Origin of the sequence: Sulfitobacter sp. R18_1 (assembly GCF_017743915.1) — a bacterium.
Taxonomy (GTDB): Bacteria; Pseudomonadota; Alphaproteobacteria; order Rhodobacterales; family Rhodobacteraceae; genus Sulfitobacter; species Sulfitobacter faviae.
Genome location: NZ_JAGHRG010000001.1, coordinates 450,132 through 466,885 on the forward strand (window position 1 = coordinate 450,132; position 16,754 = coordinate 466,885).

The window sequence follows — 16,754 nt, forward strand, 5'->3', positions numbered from 1 at the left end:
ATATGAAAAACGCAGGCGTGTCATTCAGTGAGAAAATTAGAAATCAGGCAAAGCAGGCAAAGCTGAACCCTGACTTCATGCGCAATCGCTACGTTAACGAACGTATTCTTGCTCGCTTTGCCTTGAGTAAGTGGGTGGACCATTTTTGTGTAAAGGGCGGAATGCTTGTTCCATTATGGAATGATGGCGATATTTTTCGCCCAACAGCTGATATCGACTTCAACGGTATTGATGAGGGCACCTCTGACGATGTTGAGAAGATGCTGCACGACATTGCTGACATGAAGCCCGTGTCTCAGGGAGGTACGCTACCCTACGATGATGGCATTGAGATCATAAAGGACTCGATCAAACCGGTTTACAGCAAGCATGAGGAAGAGGGTGGCAAGTTTGGCGCTGAAGTTATGCTCGGTAAAAGCCGCATCCCCCTCAGGGTTGATGTTGGATTTGGAAACCCGGTGATCCCAGCTTTACAGGAGAGCGAGTACCCCTGTCTCTTCGAAAACGACAAGAAAACCCCACTGCCCAGACCAAAGTTTAAGCACTACCCTCCGGAGACAACCTTAGCCGAAAAGCTACACGCCACGACCCAGTTTGGTCTCTTCAACTCACGGATCCGAGACTATTACGACATGTATGTTCTTCTATCGCGTGATGATATCGAAACTGAAGTTCTGGCTGAGGCCATCGAAAGGAGCTTTGAGAAATTTGGCCGTGAAGTGGAATGGCCCCTCGAAGCTCTGTCAGACGAGTTTGTCTCAATGAACGCAGGTAAGTGGAAAAAGTGGAACGCGGATACCAGTCTTCGAGATGATATTCCGGAGTTTTCAGATGTGGTCTCATTCATTCGCGACAAATTTGAACCGGCCGTACTCCTTGCTATCGGAGAGGGACCGGCTCCAAAGATGTGAAGGGCACTTCCTTAGTTGTCGTCGGCTTCAAAAGGCTTGCCCTCCAGGATGCGATCTCTCAACTCTTGAAAGTTAAGCTCACCAGCAGTTCTTTCGTCGGAAACCTCAAGGTTTGCTGTACGGTCGTCGACAATCAGCATCGTGAGTGCAAGGCTGGCCGACACAGCTATCGCAGCTATGGCGATGCCGAAAAGAGCTAAGAACCCCGCCTTCACAATTCGATTGGGGGATTTCTTAGGCTTATCTGAAACTGGAGAAGCCTCGACCTGTGTTTGGGTGGACTGATTTCTGGTGATCGAGACCGTCTTTCCTTGCATGAAGACCTTCACGTCTCCAGTAAACATGGTGATCAAAGAGCTGGGCAAGCCATGCCCTTCAACAACCAGATCAGAATCCTCAAGCGATACCTCGGTCGGCAATTCGAGACGCAATGTAGCAAAGTCTTCCGACACAAAAACATCAGCTTTCACCAGATGGTCTTCTGCTGCCAGACTTCCCAATCTCAGTGTGCCGCTGTCATCAACTGATAGATCTTTCTCATAACATTTGAGACCAGTGAGTTGGTGGGCCGGAATATAGGCAGCGTGGCCGGTCTTGTTCGCAGGCCGCTCAACAGGGGTTTCAGGTTCTGGCACGTAGTCTTCATGAACGCGCTCCGAAGGGGTGGCGGGCTCCAAAGCCTTCTTGGGATCAATACCTTCATCAAGGCAGAACTGGTAGTTTACCGCATAGTCGCCCGCCATATCAACGAGATCTGCGCGCTCGGACACCATTTTGATGATCGCATTCTCGTCGGAGAACAGGAGTGAAGCTGTCTGATAGCCTTCTTGTTCAGGAATTACATGGATATCACTCACTTGCATGTCAGCTTCCTGAGCAATGCGCGAGATAATCTGATCCTGCTCTTCTTCACGGTAAACTGTGATGGAGAACTCGGAGGCCATATCCACCCATACGGCCAGATTCATCAAATTTGGCCATTCAGTAAACGTACCGCGCAGCTCATCTTCCTTCAGAAGATACAGGAATTTTTTGGGCGCAGGTTTGTCGGTGTTCATGAATTACCTCGTGATATGATATCGTTTCTAAAAATTTTCTTGGTCTCTTCGGCCACCTTTTCTAAGGCGACCCGGGTACTGGCGACGACGGGCATTATCTTCCCGAAATCTGCTTCATCCGGAATCTTCTTTGCATTGAACCTAAGCGGGATGCAGACATCTGCTCCCCCCTGATTCTCCCAATAATATGAAAGAATGCGCTCCACTGGAGGGAGAACGACGATCTCTGGCCCTACCTCCGGGAAACCAGGCAAGACCACCTGGATGTGAGAGATAAGATCGTGCATGAGGATGCCTTCAAGGTCATCTTCGGAGTCACCCAGAAGTCGGTACATTACGGGAAGCACGCTCTCCGGGTGGTCAAATCTGACGCTCATGCAGCCACCAGTAAGTACGAACCCATATCGCTTCAGAACTTCCAGTAGGTAATCGGAAATCCTAGCTTGAAGCTTCTGGGAAAGAAGTCGCCGGAAAGGGGCACTTTTCAAGATGCTTTCTAGCTCACCACCGTCTTGATCAATGCGGTCTCCCACAAACTCAAGAATAGCATTCAGCCTAACGCGCTCATCATCATCCCCAAATCGAAGGGCGGCAGGCAAGCAAGTCCTCTCTCCTGCAACAAAGATATCCGGGTCAAACACATCTTTGCGACCTGTGAGCAGCGAGGAAACGGTCTCCTCAATCATTCGGTCACAGATTACTTGCAGTTCTGCTTTGGAGCGCAGGTGAATTCTAACCTCGGGCTGACCATGACCAAGGCAGATTGCGCTCAGTCGCTGACCTCCTCCGCCAAACCTGAATAAGTCCTGAACGACGCCATCCTCAGCTCCCAGAGAAGCTAAAACCGGAGGCATTTCCTTCGGATCAGCGATCACGGCAACAACACCTGGGGCAAAAACGTCACGGATTGATCGAGGCTTTATAGATACATCCTGCAAGCATTGCGATGATGTCTGATGCAAGATAACAGCCGACATAAGCTTACGGCGCAAAAGATCTAAACCATACTCCCCTAATGGGGCGGGACCACACTCTACAGGACAACCGACATTTTCCGACCGAACTTCATGTGAGAGAGAGCGAAGAACCTCTTCCATCGCACAAGCCGCGTCTGAACCCTCACCCTCATCAATATCGCTAAACTCAGGGGCAGCTCCGAACACAGCTTTCCAGAGCTCACGAGGATCGGCGAGCTCGATATACCGCAAGAGCGGCTCAATGTTCATGGCATTTTGCATAGATAACCTGTGTTCTTCGCTCCACTTATAGTTTTAGCGTCTATTCTTGTCAACTAATCATGTTGCAAGAAAAGTATCGAAAAATTACAAGCATATATTGACACTTTATGTTGCCAATATTAGAACTTGAGATCAGAGCATTGACCGCTCTATCACATCTTAACCTTCGGGCGATGAAGATGTGATAGAATAGAGTCGAATAACCAAGGAAGGCATACTGCTAATGAATATTGATCCCGAGCTTCAGAAAAGCATCACCGAGGCACGCGCACTGGCTGCGTCATACGGTCATGATGTGTACTGCGCAGAACATCTGCTTGCAGCATTGATGAGTAACACTCCTGCTCGGGAGGCAATCGAGGCTTGTAGTGGAAATCCAGGTAAGATCGAGGCGGCAATGATCAGCTATCTCGACAACACAATCGGCGATGCTGGCAAGCAAGAAATTCCGGTCGAAAATGTTGAGGCTGATGTCTCCATCACCAAGCTGATGCAGCGGGCTATGCTGTATGTGAAGTCCCGGAACGAGCAAGAGGTGACCGGAGTAGACCTTCTTCCAAGCTTTTTCGCGGAACGTGACTCTTTTGCCGCGACTGCTCTGATGGATCAAGGCATGCATCGGTTTGATGTGGTCAACTGGATCTCTCACGGTGTCAAGAAGCGCGATGAGCAGGAAGGCGCACGGGGCCTTCAGACCGAGATGGTCGGCTCCAAAGGCTCTGAAACACGCAAGTCAGACGGCAGCGTACTCAATGAGTATGCGACTGATCTTTGCAAGCGTGCGATGGACGGGAAAATCGATGGTCTAGTTGGCCGCTCTAAGGAAGTAGAGCGCACGGCTAAAATCCTTTGCCGCCGTTCTAAAAATAACCCAATTTTCGTGGGTGATGCTGGTGTAGGCAAGACAGCAATCGTCGAAGGACTTGCAAAGAAAATCGTCGATGGTGATGTTCCCAGCGCTCTGAAAGACTGCAAGGTTTACTCCCTTGACCTGACCAGCATGCTGGCAGGCGCTCGTTTCCGGGGTGATTTTGAAGAACGCATGAAAATGCTTCTCGAGGAAGTGAAAGACGATCCTAAAGTGATCATCTTCATCGACGAAATCCATGCTGCACTTGGTGCAGGATCGGGTAGCCAAGGTGCTCTGGATGCGGCAAACATGCTAAAACCTGCTCTGGCACGCGGCGAGTTCCGCTGCATCGGGGCCACCACCCAGAATGAATACCGTCAGTACTTCGAGAAGGATGCGGCTATGTCGCGTCGCTTCCAAAAGATTGGTGTCGAAGAGCCTTCCCGCGATGAAGCGGTCGAAATCTTGAACGGCCTGAAACCTAAGCTTGAGGAACACCACAGCGTGACCTACGGTGATGGTGTTATCGAAGCGGCTGTGGATCTTGCCATTCGATATGTAAACCACCGCAAGCTGCCGGACAAAGCAATCGACATCATTGATGAAGCAGGAGCGTCCTATAGCTCTGGTGAGGTAAAACCATACAATGGTGAAGCGGTTGTGTCCCTTAAGGACATCGAGCACACGGTAAGCGAAATGTCGGGCGTACCTATCAAAAGCGCCGGTCAGTCTGAGCGTGCTGCTCTCAAGACGCTGTCCGAGAACTTGAAGCAATCCGTCTTCGGACAGGATGAAGCCGTAGACTCCATTACAAATGCCATCAAGGTCGCGAAAGCAGGCCTACGCAATAAGGATAAGCCCGTAGGTAGTTTCCTGTTTTGCGGTCCCACCGGTGTGGGCAAGACTGAACTGACACGTCAGCTTGGCGAGGCGATGAGCCTGAAGGTGCATCGTTTCGACATGTCCGAATATATGGAGAAACATGCCGTTTCACGCATGGTAGGGGCCCCTCCTGGCTACGTTGGCCATGAAAAGGGAGGTTTACTGACTGAAGCAGTTGAGAAAACGCCACATTCCATCGTCCTGCTGGACGAAGTGGAGAAGGCGCACCCCGACATGTTCAACCTGCTCCTTCAGGTGATGGATTACGGTAAGCTGACGGACAGCAACGGCCGTGAAGTGGACTTCCGTAACACGATCATCATCATGACTTCGAACGCCGGTGCTGAGGATATGACTAAACCAAAGATCGGTTTTATCGAAGACAAGGAAATTAAAGGCAACGAGGATGCTCTCAGGCATTTCTTCTCGCCTGAGTTCCGCAACCGTCTGGATGCCGTAGTGACCTTCCGCGCGCTTCCGAAGAGTGCTGTTGGCCTCGTGGTTGATAAGATGATCTTCCAGCTGGAAGCTAATCTCGTTGATGCCCGGGTAACCATCGAAGTGGACGATGAAGCCCGTGATTGGCTCGGTGAACAGGGATACGACCCAAAGATGGGTGCACGTCCTCTCGAGCGGGTTATCCAAGAAAAGATTTCTAAGCCTCTGGCTGATGAAATCCTGTTCGGCGAACTCGTCGATGGTGGCAACATCAAAATTTCGATGGATGCTGGTTCCGACGGCTTGAACTTTGAGTTTGAGCCTGCCACCCAGCGCGAAGCACAGATGGCACTCTGACCCAATAACAATTTAGACTACCTAAGGCCGCTCCATTGGGGCGGCCTTTTTCTTTGGCAGCACTTCTGATTTGCAAGAAGCGGTGAACTTCCCTGGTTATGCAGGGAGATTTTCACATGAAAAAAGCTAGACAGGGAACGGAACGTTGGGCTCTTCAAAAGGTCTACGCGGGACTATTGGCAACCGGTGATGCTGAGTTGTATAGCAGGTTCTATCGTGCAGGGGACGCGCTTCGGCAGGTTAAAGACAACAACACAAAGCTCAAGATGTACTCTCTCCCTATTAATGGGGGAATGATTGCCAACTGCGACCTAGATACCGAAGGGGACAACCCTGTAGGCCTCGAAGCGTTAGATTCCTCCCCTTACAGCGATGTTACTGTCTTGGATATGAGTGACATCCTGGAGGGTCTACGCGCTGAGAGCTTCTTCAGATCACCTAAATCATATTCTGACCTAATGGATGACCTACTGCTTAGCCTGCGTCGTAATGATGAGGGAGACCTGGGCATGGATCCAAGGCTCCACCCCGGCCCGGTAAATAATCTTCTAGACGCAGGGCATATCGAAGAGACGTCGAAGGGGCGTTTCCGGGTCACCGAGGAAGGTGCAGCTGCCTATCTTAAGTACACCTCGCTCAAGGCCGCTGCTGGTGCCTCTGAGACATATGCAGACGTCCAAAGACGAATAGATTTTATGATCGAAGATGAGACCCCCAGAGGTCCCGCCCAGAACTGGTCCTTCGATACCATCCCGATGTTCATCCCTGAAGTTGACCAGATGTGTCTCGTAGATCGCATGGATGAGATCGATGCTAAGATAGAAGCGACGTTCCAGCAAAGCCCTCAGATGACCATGTAAAAGCGGGATTAGTAGTATCCTTAAACATCATTAAACATGCCTCGCTAATATTTGACAGAACGCTTTAGAAAGAATGGATAATATTAGATGACACTTATTGTGGGTTTCCTCGTCGTTCTGGGCATGGTTTTCGGCGGCTTTATGCTGGCTGGCGGCAAGTTCGACATAATTTTGCATGCGCTACCCTTTGAGGGCATGATGATCGGCGGTGCGGCTATCGGATCGTTTATCATCGCCAACAGCATCCCTCTGATCAAGCAATCCTTAGGTGGTATCCTCAAGGTAATGAAGGGCCCCAAGTGGAAATCTCAGGATTACACAGATCTCCTACTCCTGATGTTCGAGCTGACCAAAATCTACAAAAACAAAGGGGCAGTTGGCCTTGATGAGCACGTTGAAGATCCTAAGAGCAGTGAAGTCTTCAGCCGCTACCCGAAAATTCAAGGTGACCATCATGCTGTTGAGCTAATCACTGACTCTTTCCGCATGATCTCTATGGGGTTCGATGACCAGTTCCAGGTTGAAGACAACATCAATAAGAAACTCAAGAAGCACCACCACGAGGTTATGGCGCCCGCAGGGGCGCTCCAGGTTATGTCTGACGGTCTTCCGGCCATCGGCATTGTTGCGGCCGTTCTGGGCGTGATTAAGACGATGGCCTCCATCGATAAACCACCAGCAATCTTGGGTGGGATGATTGGCGGTGCTCTTGTCGGTACGTTCTTGGGCGTTTTCTTGTCCTACTGCTTGGTGGCTCCTATCGCCTCGCGCCTTGGGCAGATCGAAGAAGATGATTCAGCTTTCTTCAATGTCATTAGAGATATTCTGATTGCCACTGTTTCCGGACAGCCTCCTGCCATCGCTATTGAGCTTGGACGCGGCGCGGTTCCCACAAATATGCAGCCTAATTTCTATGAGATCGAACAGGCTCAGAAAGAGCTTCCGAGCTGATAATCTGACAGATTGCAATCTAAAGCATACTTATAATGTAGATTTCTACGGAGAACGATAAAATGCCATCATCAATATTTGCAGCTATCATCGCGGCTATTCCGGTTTTCGAAGGATTGGTTGGAATGCCAATCGTTGTGGCGGACAGCCGAACAGTCAGCTTCGACACCCAATACCAGCTACGGGATGAGGTCTGTGAAAAGTTGGGCATGTCAGATTGCAGCACGATCTCTCCGGGATCCTTCATGCTAAGCTCTCTTCCTGATGGAAACTCCTATACGATGAGGGTTCCCCACGGTGATGGGGGTGGAAGCTCGTCCGCATGTATCGTGACACCTCCAGCAGAAGGGTTCGTGCCCTTTGCTTCTTATGTCCGTATGCATACAGGATATAGCTTCAATTATGATGACTATGGACCTCTGTATAAGGAGCAAGACGATGAGGAAATGCGTACCTATAATTTCCTCCTCCAGCTATCCAAATGCGGAAGGGATGGCTCTCTTGATGCGAACCTTCAATCTGAGAGAGACTTGGCCTTCGCCAGCATTGCGACCACTCTTATCCACGGAAATAAAGACTTCCTGTCTTTCGGTGGAAATACAACATCCGCCATGTACGCTACGGGTCTAAATTCTGAAGCAGGCAGATATGGCACCGCCGTTGCTGAGCGCATCCTACTAGAAGACTTTAAGCAACAGCTTGGAGCAATGCTCGGAAACGTTCGAGGAGCATCGGCATCTGGCCCTTGCCGCATCAACGTCGAAACAGACAATCAACCAAGGCTGCCTGTCTACTTAGGGCAAGTATACAATGATAACGGTTCATTCCAAAAATGTGTGACGGACGAACGGGGAAGGTCTAGCTTCCGAATAGTAGTGAATGATGAGCTTCTCTATTCTATAGCACCTCGTTTTGATGAAGATGCTCAAGCTGAAACTGGTGGTCGTGGAGAGGAGAATGTACAGAATTTTCGACGGTACACCGGATACATTGAATCTTTGAGCTGGAGCCCCTTCAAGAACTTCGGGGGCAGCTTCCAGCGCGGCATTCCGTATGCCTGGCAAACTGCAAACCAGATCGTCGGAATATACTAATTTTTCTAATAGCAATTTAACACTCAACTCATACCTGATTAGTGCAGTCATACTCGAAAGTGATAATAAAAATGAATGACATCCTGAATAAGAACATTATCGTTATTGACGACCATACGACGATGGTTCGGATCATCGTTAAGCTTATGCAAGAAGTAGGCTTCAAGAAAATTGATACGGCTACGGATGGCAAGGAAGCGCTGGGGCTAATCGCTGAAAAAGACTACTCTTTGATCGTAAGCGATTGGAATATGGAACCGATGAGCGGTCTCGAGCTTCTGAAGAAAGTTCGGGCCAATGCAAGAACCGCCTCGATCCCTTTTATTATGGTAACAGCGGAATCGAAGCCGACAAACGTTCTTGCTGCTAAAGAGGCAGGTGTAACGAACTATATCGTCAAGCCATTCACGGCTGCCACTATGAAGCACAAGCTGGAAAGCATCTTTGGGGATCTTGACTGATCGCGCGAGACATCGTTTCGGCAGGGTGCCCTCAACACTGGGGCGCCTGCGACCACTACAGTAATGGAGACCGGGGATGAGTGAAGTAGATAAATCTGAAGTGATCGAGCAATCACTTCGAGCTACAGATGAAGGGCGTGCTTTCCTAGATGAGTTTGCCGCACGCATTCGGCAAGATACAGTTGAGCAGTTTGCTGGACTAGGTAGGGCTGTGCACGCCGGTGAAACATTCGCTTACGACCCGAAAGATAATTCTTCTATCGGGAAGGCAGCACCATCCAGTAACGGTGATCCCGATCTGATGGAAGTAATGCGGACCATCCTTCATAAAATCACAGTAACTAGAGAAGAGTTGCATTCGATCTCTGAATCCACAAAGGGTCGCGAGTTTACGCATTTCAACGCCGTAGAAGACGAACTTTCAGCTATCACCTTCGATACCGAACGCGCAACGAACACAATCATCGATGCTACAGACGATATTGAACATCGCCTAAGACAACATGCTTCAGAAATACCTGAAGATGTCCTAACTGCGATTAAGAAAGGCTGCCACGAAATTACGATGGCTTGCAGCTTCCAAGACATTTGCAGTCAGCGAGTGAAGAAAGTTGTCGAGGTCGTACAGCTGATCGACGCTCAGGTTGCAAACATTGAGCGGCGCCTGGGAACACCCCTTGGCGAGGACATTAGTGAGCACTCTCAAAGCCGACAGGGAAACCGGAATAGTGAGAAGGAACAGGGCCTCCTTCAGGGACCAGCTCTACCCAATCAATCTGTAGATCAGGACGCTATCGACAGCATTTTTGACGACTGAGGCAAATAACTTGCCTGTGTCAGTCGTCAAAACTTACGCTGGTACCAACTCAATTCCATAGGAGAACTGCGCTAGTAGCTCTTTAACATCCATCGAATTATCATCGTCCTCGACGAAGATTTCCATGATGTCATCGCCCTTCTCGAGGACGCCTCGAAACTCAACCACGTTTTGGTTTGGGCGATCCACGAAGATGATATCTCGGCTGAACTCTATCACATAGGCTTCGCCTTCGTCGGAAATATCCAACACAGCAACCTCTCGCTCACCTTCATCCGAGCGGATATCGAACGAGATCATATTTTCGTCATTCATGAGAGCTTTTTCATCAACCCCCAAATTTTTCTTAAGGTCAGAGACCAATATTGCACCAGCTTTCACAGTAATTCCTCACTAAATATAGTTGTTGCTATGCAATCTAACACTACATGTTGACAAAGTCAACTATTTAGGAGCGAAAACAACAGGTTAAACTTTAGGGGGGCTTTAACCGCAAATACCCACTTAAATATTATGAAAATGAACCGCAGAACATTCTTCGGGGGTGCTTTCGCAACCTTACTAACCCCGGCAGCCTCTCGTGCTACGGAGGAACTTAGGATCATTCCTGAGGCTGACTTAGCACTACGGAATGATCTCTATGCCGGTATGGCAAGAAGCGGCCCCTACCACGCCCCTGAGAAGCCTGCTCACATGCTCCTTGGTGACGATAAGGTGCCTTGCTTGGTTTACGTCGCTCAGGACGTCGAACGCGCAAAGCTTGCTGTATTTTCTCATGGTGCTCTACAGGAGCCACAGGTCTACAGTAAGCTGCTGAACTTTTTGACGACGCATGGGTACTGTGTGGTAGCTCCCATACACAGTGACTCTCTTATTAAGAAAGGCCTCCAGATTTCAGAGTCGTTAGATGTCTGGCAGTTCGGAGAGGCCCTTAATGACCCCGAGCTTTGGATGGAAAGAGCTGCATCATGTAAGGTGGCTCGCAATGAGTTCTCATCGATAAGCAACACACTCGGTGTCATTGTCGATGCTACCTATCCCATCATAATCGGACACTCCTTTGGGGCGTTTACAGCGCAGATGTTATTGGGCGCACGGGTCAATACTGAACAGGGCCCCATTACGATGGAGAACGACGGATGGGCAGGGGCCGTACTACTTGGCCCCCAAGGTTCAGGCGTCCTAGGACTGGATGATCACTCATGGGAGAATGTGACCACACCTATGATAATCGTGACATCCGCCGACGATGTCGACATCACCCAGCAGGCATCAGAGAGGAAGTTGGACCCATACTTTTTGTCGGCTCCTAACTACAAGCACATTGCATACCTTTCCAAGGGTGGGGCCAACATATACAATGGGCAATCTGCGAGACCCGGATCGGAAGGCCTCTACATCTTCAGAGACCTAAAGGCCTCCATCAATCTCTTCATGTCCGCTTACGGCAAAAGAGACGAAGGAGCCTTCAATGGTCTGTATGGATGGGAGTTTACACACCGAGCTTACGGGTATGTTGCCTTAGGGGCTCGCTAGACCCAGGCAGAAACCAGATCATCAGCAATAGCATCGAGGCTCTTATTCGCCTGACGAAGTTTCTGGCCTAAGAAAAACAGCATGACAGTCTCAAATTCGTCCATATCGAACTTCGTACCAGGTCGGACACTTTCCGGATAAATTACGCGATCCAAAGTGCGATGGACATATCTAAAGAATGTCATCATAAAAACGAGATCTTCTTCAGATATGTCTCTTGGTATCTTGCCAAAGAGAGTTCCGGGAGAGAAGTGCATGTGTTCTCGCAGCTCGATCCCGCTGAACAGCTGCTCTGCAATATCCGATATCCCGTCATTCAAATCATTCATATACTCCATGTCATCGGTTCCATCATCAAGACCGATGAATTCGACACCCCCATCAGGAGCCCGAAGTCCGATTTCTTCTTCCGAGTACACAACAGCGGAGGGAGAGGCGTTGTCAGGAGATTTCACCTGAGGATCCGGCTTTCCGCTCAGCCAGTGGATATCAGGACGATGGAATAGAAGATGCGCTAGCCTTTCGGGCCGGGATTTTCCCGAAGGTATGCCGAAGTCCGAAGGGTATGTAATGCAGTCATGAATAATATTTGCCATGAGAGACTATCTGCACTTTAAGCCATCTTTTGTCAATATTAATTCATCACTATCAGTCATCATGCCAATGTCTTTCAGCAGTCTATCCATTGAGTTGATCGAGGTCACAGCTCCTATTCTGCCATTTCTATTGCAGAGGCGGTGATCTTCACCAAAATACAAAGAGCTTCCATTCTTCAGCGATTCATTTCCAAGCCATCCTATGGTCTCTTTAAATCGTTTTTGTGAAAACCCAGAACCAGAGCCATGTAGCTTGGTCCAGATGTACTGGATGACTTCAGCCTGGAGGGCGGGATGTGCTCCCAAGATCGTGTCGACATCAAAAAACGTAGATTTATTGATGTCCGGATGCACGAATGCATTCTTTGCAAGAAGATCCTTTGCTTGGGATCGCATATAATCGGAAATGTCTTCAGCCGCCGAAGCTGTACGTAGTAGGGAATTTCTTACGCCTGACCGTCTAGTTTCAAGCATAGGAACAACATCGTTGCGCAACCAGTTTCGGTCGAAATCTGTTTCAGCATTGGTGTGATCCTCATGCCATTCGATATCGTTTTCCTCTGCAATACCGATGATCTCTCTTTTTGTCAGATCCAGAAGAGGCCTCAGATACCGGCTAAAGGGGGACCACTGCTTCATCGCGGCCAGACCGTGAATGCCAGATCCCCGCATAAGATTATGAAGTAGGGTTTCGACACGATCATCAGCATGATGTCCGAGTAAGACGGCCGAGCAATTCTCCTGATCCCTTAAATTCTCGAAGAAAGCGTGTCTCACCTGGCGCCCGGCCAGTTCGAGGCCAATATTTTCTTCCCTCGCAATCTTACCCACATCTGCGGTCAAAGCACGCAACTCTACTCCGAGCCCCTCACAGGTGCGCTGGCACAGTTCAACGTCTGATGTGGCCTCTTCCCTAAGGCTATGGTTCACATGGGCCGCTATCACTCTTAAATCGGGTCGCAGGAGCTTTGTGGTGTGTAGCATTACCATGGAGTCTACGCCGCCAGAAAGAGCGACAAGAACGGTCTCTTCAGGATCAATGTGCCTATCCAGGGAGGCTTGGATACTTCTGATGGTCATGCGAACTCCAACGGTCTTTGAAGGTGAGATATACACTGTGAAGAATGTGTCACTACACTTGCGCGATCAGATTTGAACCGGTAACAAAAAGAATAAAGGAGACTTATCATGTTTCTCTGTGACTTGATGGCCAGCTTGGCGGATAAATTCAATGATCCTAAAATTAAACGGGAAGCTGAAAAGATCCCCGGAAGGCTTGATGTAGAGCGCGTGGTCGAATTCTCTAGAGAGCTGATCTCTGACCAGGAGATTGGCCTGTACGCTTACGATAGAAGCGCCCTACTAGCTTCTGGGGACCTGCGTGTCGACCGACAAAATGATATTGAGAAGATCGCTGAGATGATCTTAGAGAAGCCCCGCAAGGTGTTTATCGAGGCCAACTACGCTGACAGAGACAATGCTTTTTCTCGCATCAAGTCGCTACCAGATACTGGCAACCCGATGATCGGAAAGCCAGTCCGTGTAGGAAACTTGTTTGATATCCAAGGAAACGGTAAGGCCAAATTGCATGTGGTCTGGACCACCCCTAAATCTGAAATCAGGACCGTTGTTCCGGAGATGATGAGAACTTGTAATGTCCACAAGTCTGCTCAAAAACACATCTTTAACGCCCATAGCTTGAACGTGTCTTCCCACTACCTTGATATTGACACTACTAAAAAAACCAAGATGACTCTGGAGGAGTTCAAAGACGCCGTTAAGGATCCATCTACAGAGCAATACTCTATTTTACAGTATTCTATGGGTGCCAACAGTCATAGGTCCCTGAAGCCTGAAAGGGCACTTAAGGAGGCTTATGATTTGTTTCGTTTGAACTCCATGGCCACTATGGAGTTTGATCGCCGAAACCTCTCCCGCTTAGTGGAGATGTCCACTATAACGGGTATGCCTCCAGCTGAGATTATGGACACCCTTCAAAAAGATCTTGATGGAGAGCTTGTCCTGGGGTTGGCGATGCTAGCCCTATTGGAAATTGATGATCTCGATATACAGGTCCGGCGAGAGAGTCGCAGGGGCAGGATCCGTGACCGAAAAGGCGTAAGGAAACCGTCCAGTATCGGTAAAACAGATTACGTCCAGCCGAGACTGAGTGTCGTCAATATGAAAATCGGCGAAGACCTAGTATCAGCCCTTTATGCTCAACGCTCAAAAGATCAAACGCCATCAAGCTCAGCGCACGCGGGTAGTAGACAATCTCCAGGGTTCCACCCAGTGCAAGGGCACATGTTCAGAGCTAGAAACGGTAAGATCGTCTATCGGAAGCCGCATTTTCGCGGGGTGAAGTCGAAACGGGCTCTGACAAAAGTATCCGTTTAACTACAAGTATTGACATGGATAGCTAAGAATAGTATCAGTTGGCTATTTAGCGAGCTGATTTATGTCAAATATTATTCAACTAGACTCCAGACCCCCGATAACACCGGTTCAATTGATTGAAGAAGCCAAGCGGGTCGCGGGGGTCAGCCAGCGCGAACTGGCATCCCGAATTTCGGCTAGCAAAGATCAGCTGTACCGGTGGAAAAGCGGTAAAGTGGAGATGCCCGATACGCATCGACTAGAACTAGAAAAAATTATCGACCAGAAAACATCTCCTTCCGACAAAGGGCAATGCAGCCCAGACACCAAGGTGAAGTCTTCTAAGTCCCTTGCTTGGGAACGCTTCTATCTAGATCATAAATCCGACGTGATTGACCTAGACGTCATTCCCTTCCTAGAGATGGCCTACGCTTTTGGCTTTAAGTTCCCTGGACACGTCGACCAAGCAGGTAGAGCAACCCAGTCACAAGTTGAACAAGTTATCAAGGAACACGGCGCCAGCTTTAGTGTTCTGGACAATTGGATTTCGATGTTTCTTGTTATGGAAGACAGGAGTGAGGCTGTCACAAATGCCATGGCAGGCTTGAAGGCTAAATTGAACCGTCTCGCCATGGCAAAGATGGACCTAACCTCCATTTTCAAACAAACTTTAGATAAAGATCAGTTCGCAGTACAGGCATACGCATCGACGATGGAAGTCGAAAACGATCTGAAGGACCTTCTTAAGGCCCACTTGGAAAGTGGTGGAGTTATCCAAAGAAATCTTTTCAGACTTACGTCGTCTACAAATGAAAGCCTAATCACGGAGTGCAAGGCGTTCGAGGAGAAATCCTCAGACATAACCCAGTATTTCACGCTGGAGGGGCGGACCATTCTACGAGAGCTAAAGTCATTAAAAAATATGATTAGCCGATAGCTAATAGACCAAAAAAGAAAGTGCCCCCGCAATAGATCTTTGCGGGGGCACTTTCTTTGTAGAAGATTTAGCTTTCTTCGTATATCTCGGCTACGCATTCTTGAATGTTAGCATACATCAGGCCGCCTGACACTTCGAGAACGCCTTTAACATAGACGCCTTGAATGATCGATGCCATCACGTCGGGGCGTTTTTCAGCGGCCGACATAATTGCAAATCCACCTTTGGTGGTAATCTCTTTCACCACAGCTTCAGCGGTCAAGGGGACCATTTGTTCGTCTACGTTTAGAAGGTGATTTCCATATCTATCGACGAATGGATCTATTCTAGAGTTTAGAATTTCGTTGACAGCAACATCCACTTCTTCGGCCTCTACATTGACGGGCTCTGCATAATAGCCAAGACCGCATACACCCGAAGAAGGTGAAGCGATAACGGCAGGCGTGCCCCAGTATTCTCCATCATTGTCGTGAATAAGATATAACTGCGGGTCCTCGAGCGAGGCGGCGCCCCTTTCCTTGGTGAGATCAACATCAACGGCAAGGTCGTTAAACGCATATCCCATACGCATGCCGAACTCAGGGTCGAAATCAGCCAGAACTGCTGTCGGCGCAATCCCTATCAGTGCTGCTAAAAATGCTTTCCTCATAATATATCCTTTTTTGAGAACGTTCGTTTATATTGGTTATCGTACATTACTTTAATATATGCATGGTTAACGGTGATTAGTATTATGAAACCCTTCATTTTAACGATGGCGACGGTCATCCTTTTGTCTCCCACTATCTCATTCGCAGCCGCAAGTGCTGATGATGGGGATTCCGGTAAGAAGTCAAAAGATGGGAATAGCGACGTCATTCATTTCGATGAATTGCCGCAATCCAAGCACCCTGGGCTAGATGACCTCTTAGATAAGGCGCGAGAGAGATTAGCAAAAAAGACTGAAAGTGATGACCTTCGCAAGAAACTTCTCAAAACCGAGGCGGAGAGGAAGAGAAAAATCGAGGAACGCCTGGAGAGGTTCCTTGGAACAGATCTACCTGATGAGGTGCCCGACAGTCATCGACCGGGAATACTTGAGGATGAAAACCCGAAGAGCAGGGTCACGAAGACAGAGCAACGCAAGTCTTCTAGGTTTATTCCTATATCCACGGAGGAAATCAAAACAGCGTTTTCAAATGTAATGTCGGCAAGCAAAGTGGATCTACAAAGAGACGGGAACGATCTAATCGTGGACGTATTGTGCAGCAGAAAAAATGAAGATGTTCTGGAAGCTGCTCTGCCAGAAGGAAAGACGACGCCAGACCATATTGATGATGTTCGCAACCGATACTGCGCTAAGTAAATCTGGTGAGTGAAAACAAAACAGCCCCGCCAGAATTCCTAGCGGGG

Annotated in this window: 17 protein-coding genes; 11 read left to right on the forward strand and 6 right to left on the reverse strand. The window is 48.9% G+C overall.

Going from position 1 to position 16,754, the window contains the following annotated elements; all coding sequences use genetic code 11:
* Positions 1 to 2: 2 nt before the first annotated feature.
* Entirely contained in the window at positions 3 to 911 is a 909-nt protein-coding gene (locus J7392_RS02895) for a nucleotidyl transferase AbiEii/AbiGii toxin family protein (protein ID WP_209216095.1), read from the forward strand.
* An 11-nt stretch (positions 912 to 922) separates the two neighbouring features.
* On the opposite strand, the gene J7392_RS02900 is transcribed toward J7392_RS02895, so the two are convergent.
* Together J7392_RS02900 and J7392_RS02905 are read right to left on the reverse strand one after the other, a co-directional pair.
* Entirely contained in the window at positions 923 to 1,969 is a 1,047-nt protein-coding gene (locus J7392_RS02900; RefSeq protein ID WP_209216096.1) for a hypothetical protein, read from the reverse strand.
* A complete protein-coding gene (locus J7392_RS02905) occupies positions 1,966 to 3,195 on the reverse strand; it encodes a hypothetical protein (RefSeq protein ID WP_209216097.1) in 1,230 nt (409 codons plus the stop codon). The genes J7392_RS02900 and J7392_RS02905 overlap by 4 nt, the downstream gene beginning before the upstream one ends.
* 235 nt (positions 3,196 to 3,430) lie before the next feature.
* On the opposite strand from J7392_RS02905, the gene J7392_RS02910 reads away from it, so the two are divergent.
* The 6 genes from J7392_RS02910 (at position 3,431) to J7392_RS02935 (ending at position 9,917) form a co-directional block, all read left to right on the forward strand.
* Positions 3,431 to 5,734 (forward strand): AAA family ATPase, encoded by a 2,304-nt coding sequence (locus J7392_RS02910; RefSeq protein ID WP_209216098.1) that lies wholly within the window; start codon positions 3,431 to 3,433, stop codon positions 5,732 to 5,734.
* A 116-nt stretch (positions 5,735 to 5,850) separates the two neighbouring features.
* Positions 5,851 to 6,594, forward strand: a complete 744-nt coding sequence (locus J7392_RS02915; protein ID WP_209216099.1) for a hypothetical protein — start codon at positions 5,851 to 5,853, stop codon at positions 6,592 to 6,594.
* An 87-nt stretch (positions 6,595 to 6,681) separates the two neighbouring features.
* Positions 6,682 to 7,545, forward strand: coding sequence for a flagellar motor stator protein MotA (gene motA, locus J7392_RS02920; RefSeq protein ID WP_209216100.1), 864 nt, complete (start codon positions 6,682 to 6,684; stop codon positions 7,543 to 7,545).
* A 62-nt stretch (positions 7,546 to 7,607) separates the two neighbouring features.
* Positions 7,608 to 8,639, forward strand: coding sequence for a hypothetical protein (locus J7392_RS02925; protein WP_209216101.1), 1,032 nt, complete (start codon positions 7,608 to 7,610; stop codon positions 8,637 to 8,639).
* A gap of 71 nt (positions 8,640 to 8,710) precedes the next feature.
* Positions 8,711 to 9,100: a response regulator gene (locus J7392_RS02930; protein ID WP_209216102.1), complete on the forward strand. Its 390-nt coding sequence runs from the start codon at positions 8,711 to 8,713 to the stop codon at positions 9,098 to 9,100.
* Between the two features lie 76 nt (positions 9,101 to 9,176).
* Positions 9,177 to 9,917: a protein phosphatase CheZ gene (locus J7392_RS02935; protein WP_209216103.1), complete on the forward strand. Its 741-nt coding sequence runs from the start codon at positions 9,177 to 9,179 to the stop codon at positions 9,915 to 9,917.
* A 33-nt stretch (positions 9,918 to 9,950) separates the two neighbouring features.
* Here the strand turns inward: J7392_RS02935 and J7392_RS02940 are convergent, their stop codons facing one another.
* Positions 9,951 to 10,298, reverse strand: a complete 348-nt coding sequence (locus tag J7392_RS02940) for a hypothetical protein (RefSeq protein ID WP_209216104.1) — start codon at positions 10,296 to 10,298, stop codon at positions 9,951 to 9,953.
* A 138-nt stretch (positions 10,299 to 10,436) separates the two neighbouring features.
* Between J7392_RS02940 and J7392_RS02945 the strand changes: the two genes are divergently transcribed.
* The gene (locus J7392_RS02945) at positions 10,437 to 11,453 is read left to right on the forward strand and encodes a hypothetical protein (protein WP_209216105.1); all 1,017 of its coding nucleotides are present in this window, start codon (positions 10,437 to 10,439) and stop codon (positions 11,451 to 11,453) included.
* On the opposite strand, the gene J7392_RS02950 is transcribed toward J7392_RS02945, so the two are convergent.
* On the reverse strand, positions 11,450 to 12,049 hold the full coding sequence (locus tag J7392_RS02950; RefSeq protein ID WP_209216106.1) for a hypothetical protein: 600 nt from the start codon (positions 12,047 to 12,049) through the stop codon (positions 11,450 to 11,452). The genes J7392_RS02945 and J7392_RS02950 overlap by 4 nt on opposite strands.
* Positions 12,050 to 12,055: 6 nt before the next feature.
* Positions 12,056 to 13,129, reverse strand: coding sequence for a tRNA lysidine(34) synthetase TilS (gene tilS, locus J7392_RS02955; RefSeq protein ID WP_209216107.1), 1,074 nt, complete (start codon positions 13,127 to 13,129; stop codon positions 12,056 to 12,058).
* A 108-nt stretch (positions 13,130 to 13,237) separates the two neighbouring features.
* Between tilS and J7392_RS02960 the strand changes: the two genes are divergently transcribed.
* Complete coding sequence (locus J7392_RS02960; protein ID WP_209216108.1) at positions 13,238 to 14,446, forward strand: hypothetical protein; 1,209 nt, start codon at positions 13,238 to 13,240, stop codon at positions 14,444 to 14,446.
* 61 nt (positions 14,447 to 14,507) lie between these two features.
* A complete protein-coding gene (locus J7392_RS02965; RefSeq protein WP_209216109.1) occupies positions 14,508 to 15,362 on the forward strand; it encodes a hypothetical protein in 855 nt (284 codons plus the stop codon).
* Positions 15,363 to 15,429: 67 nt separating this feature from the next.
* On the opposite strand, the gene J7392_RS02970 is transcribed toward J7392_RS02965, so the two are convergent.
* Positions 15,430 to 16,011, reverse strand: a complete 582-nt coding sequence (locus J7392_RS02970) for a hypothetical protein (RefSeq protein WP_209216110.1) — start codon at positions 16,009 to 16,011, stop codon at positions 15,430 to 15,432.
* A gap of 84 nt (positions 16,012 to 16,095) precedes the next feature.
* On the opposite strand from J7392_RS02970, the gene J7392_RS02975 reads away from it, so the two are divergent.
* Positions 16,096 to 16,707 carry a hypothetical protein gene (locus J7392_RS02975; protein ID WP_209216111.1) on the forward strand — a complete coding sequence of 204 codons (612 nt, stop codon included), beginning with the start codon at positions 16,096 to 16,098 and terminating at the stop codon, positions 16,705 to 16,707.
* Positions 16,708 to 16,754: the final 47 nt, after the last annotated feature.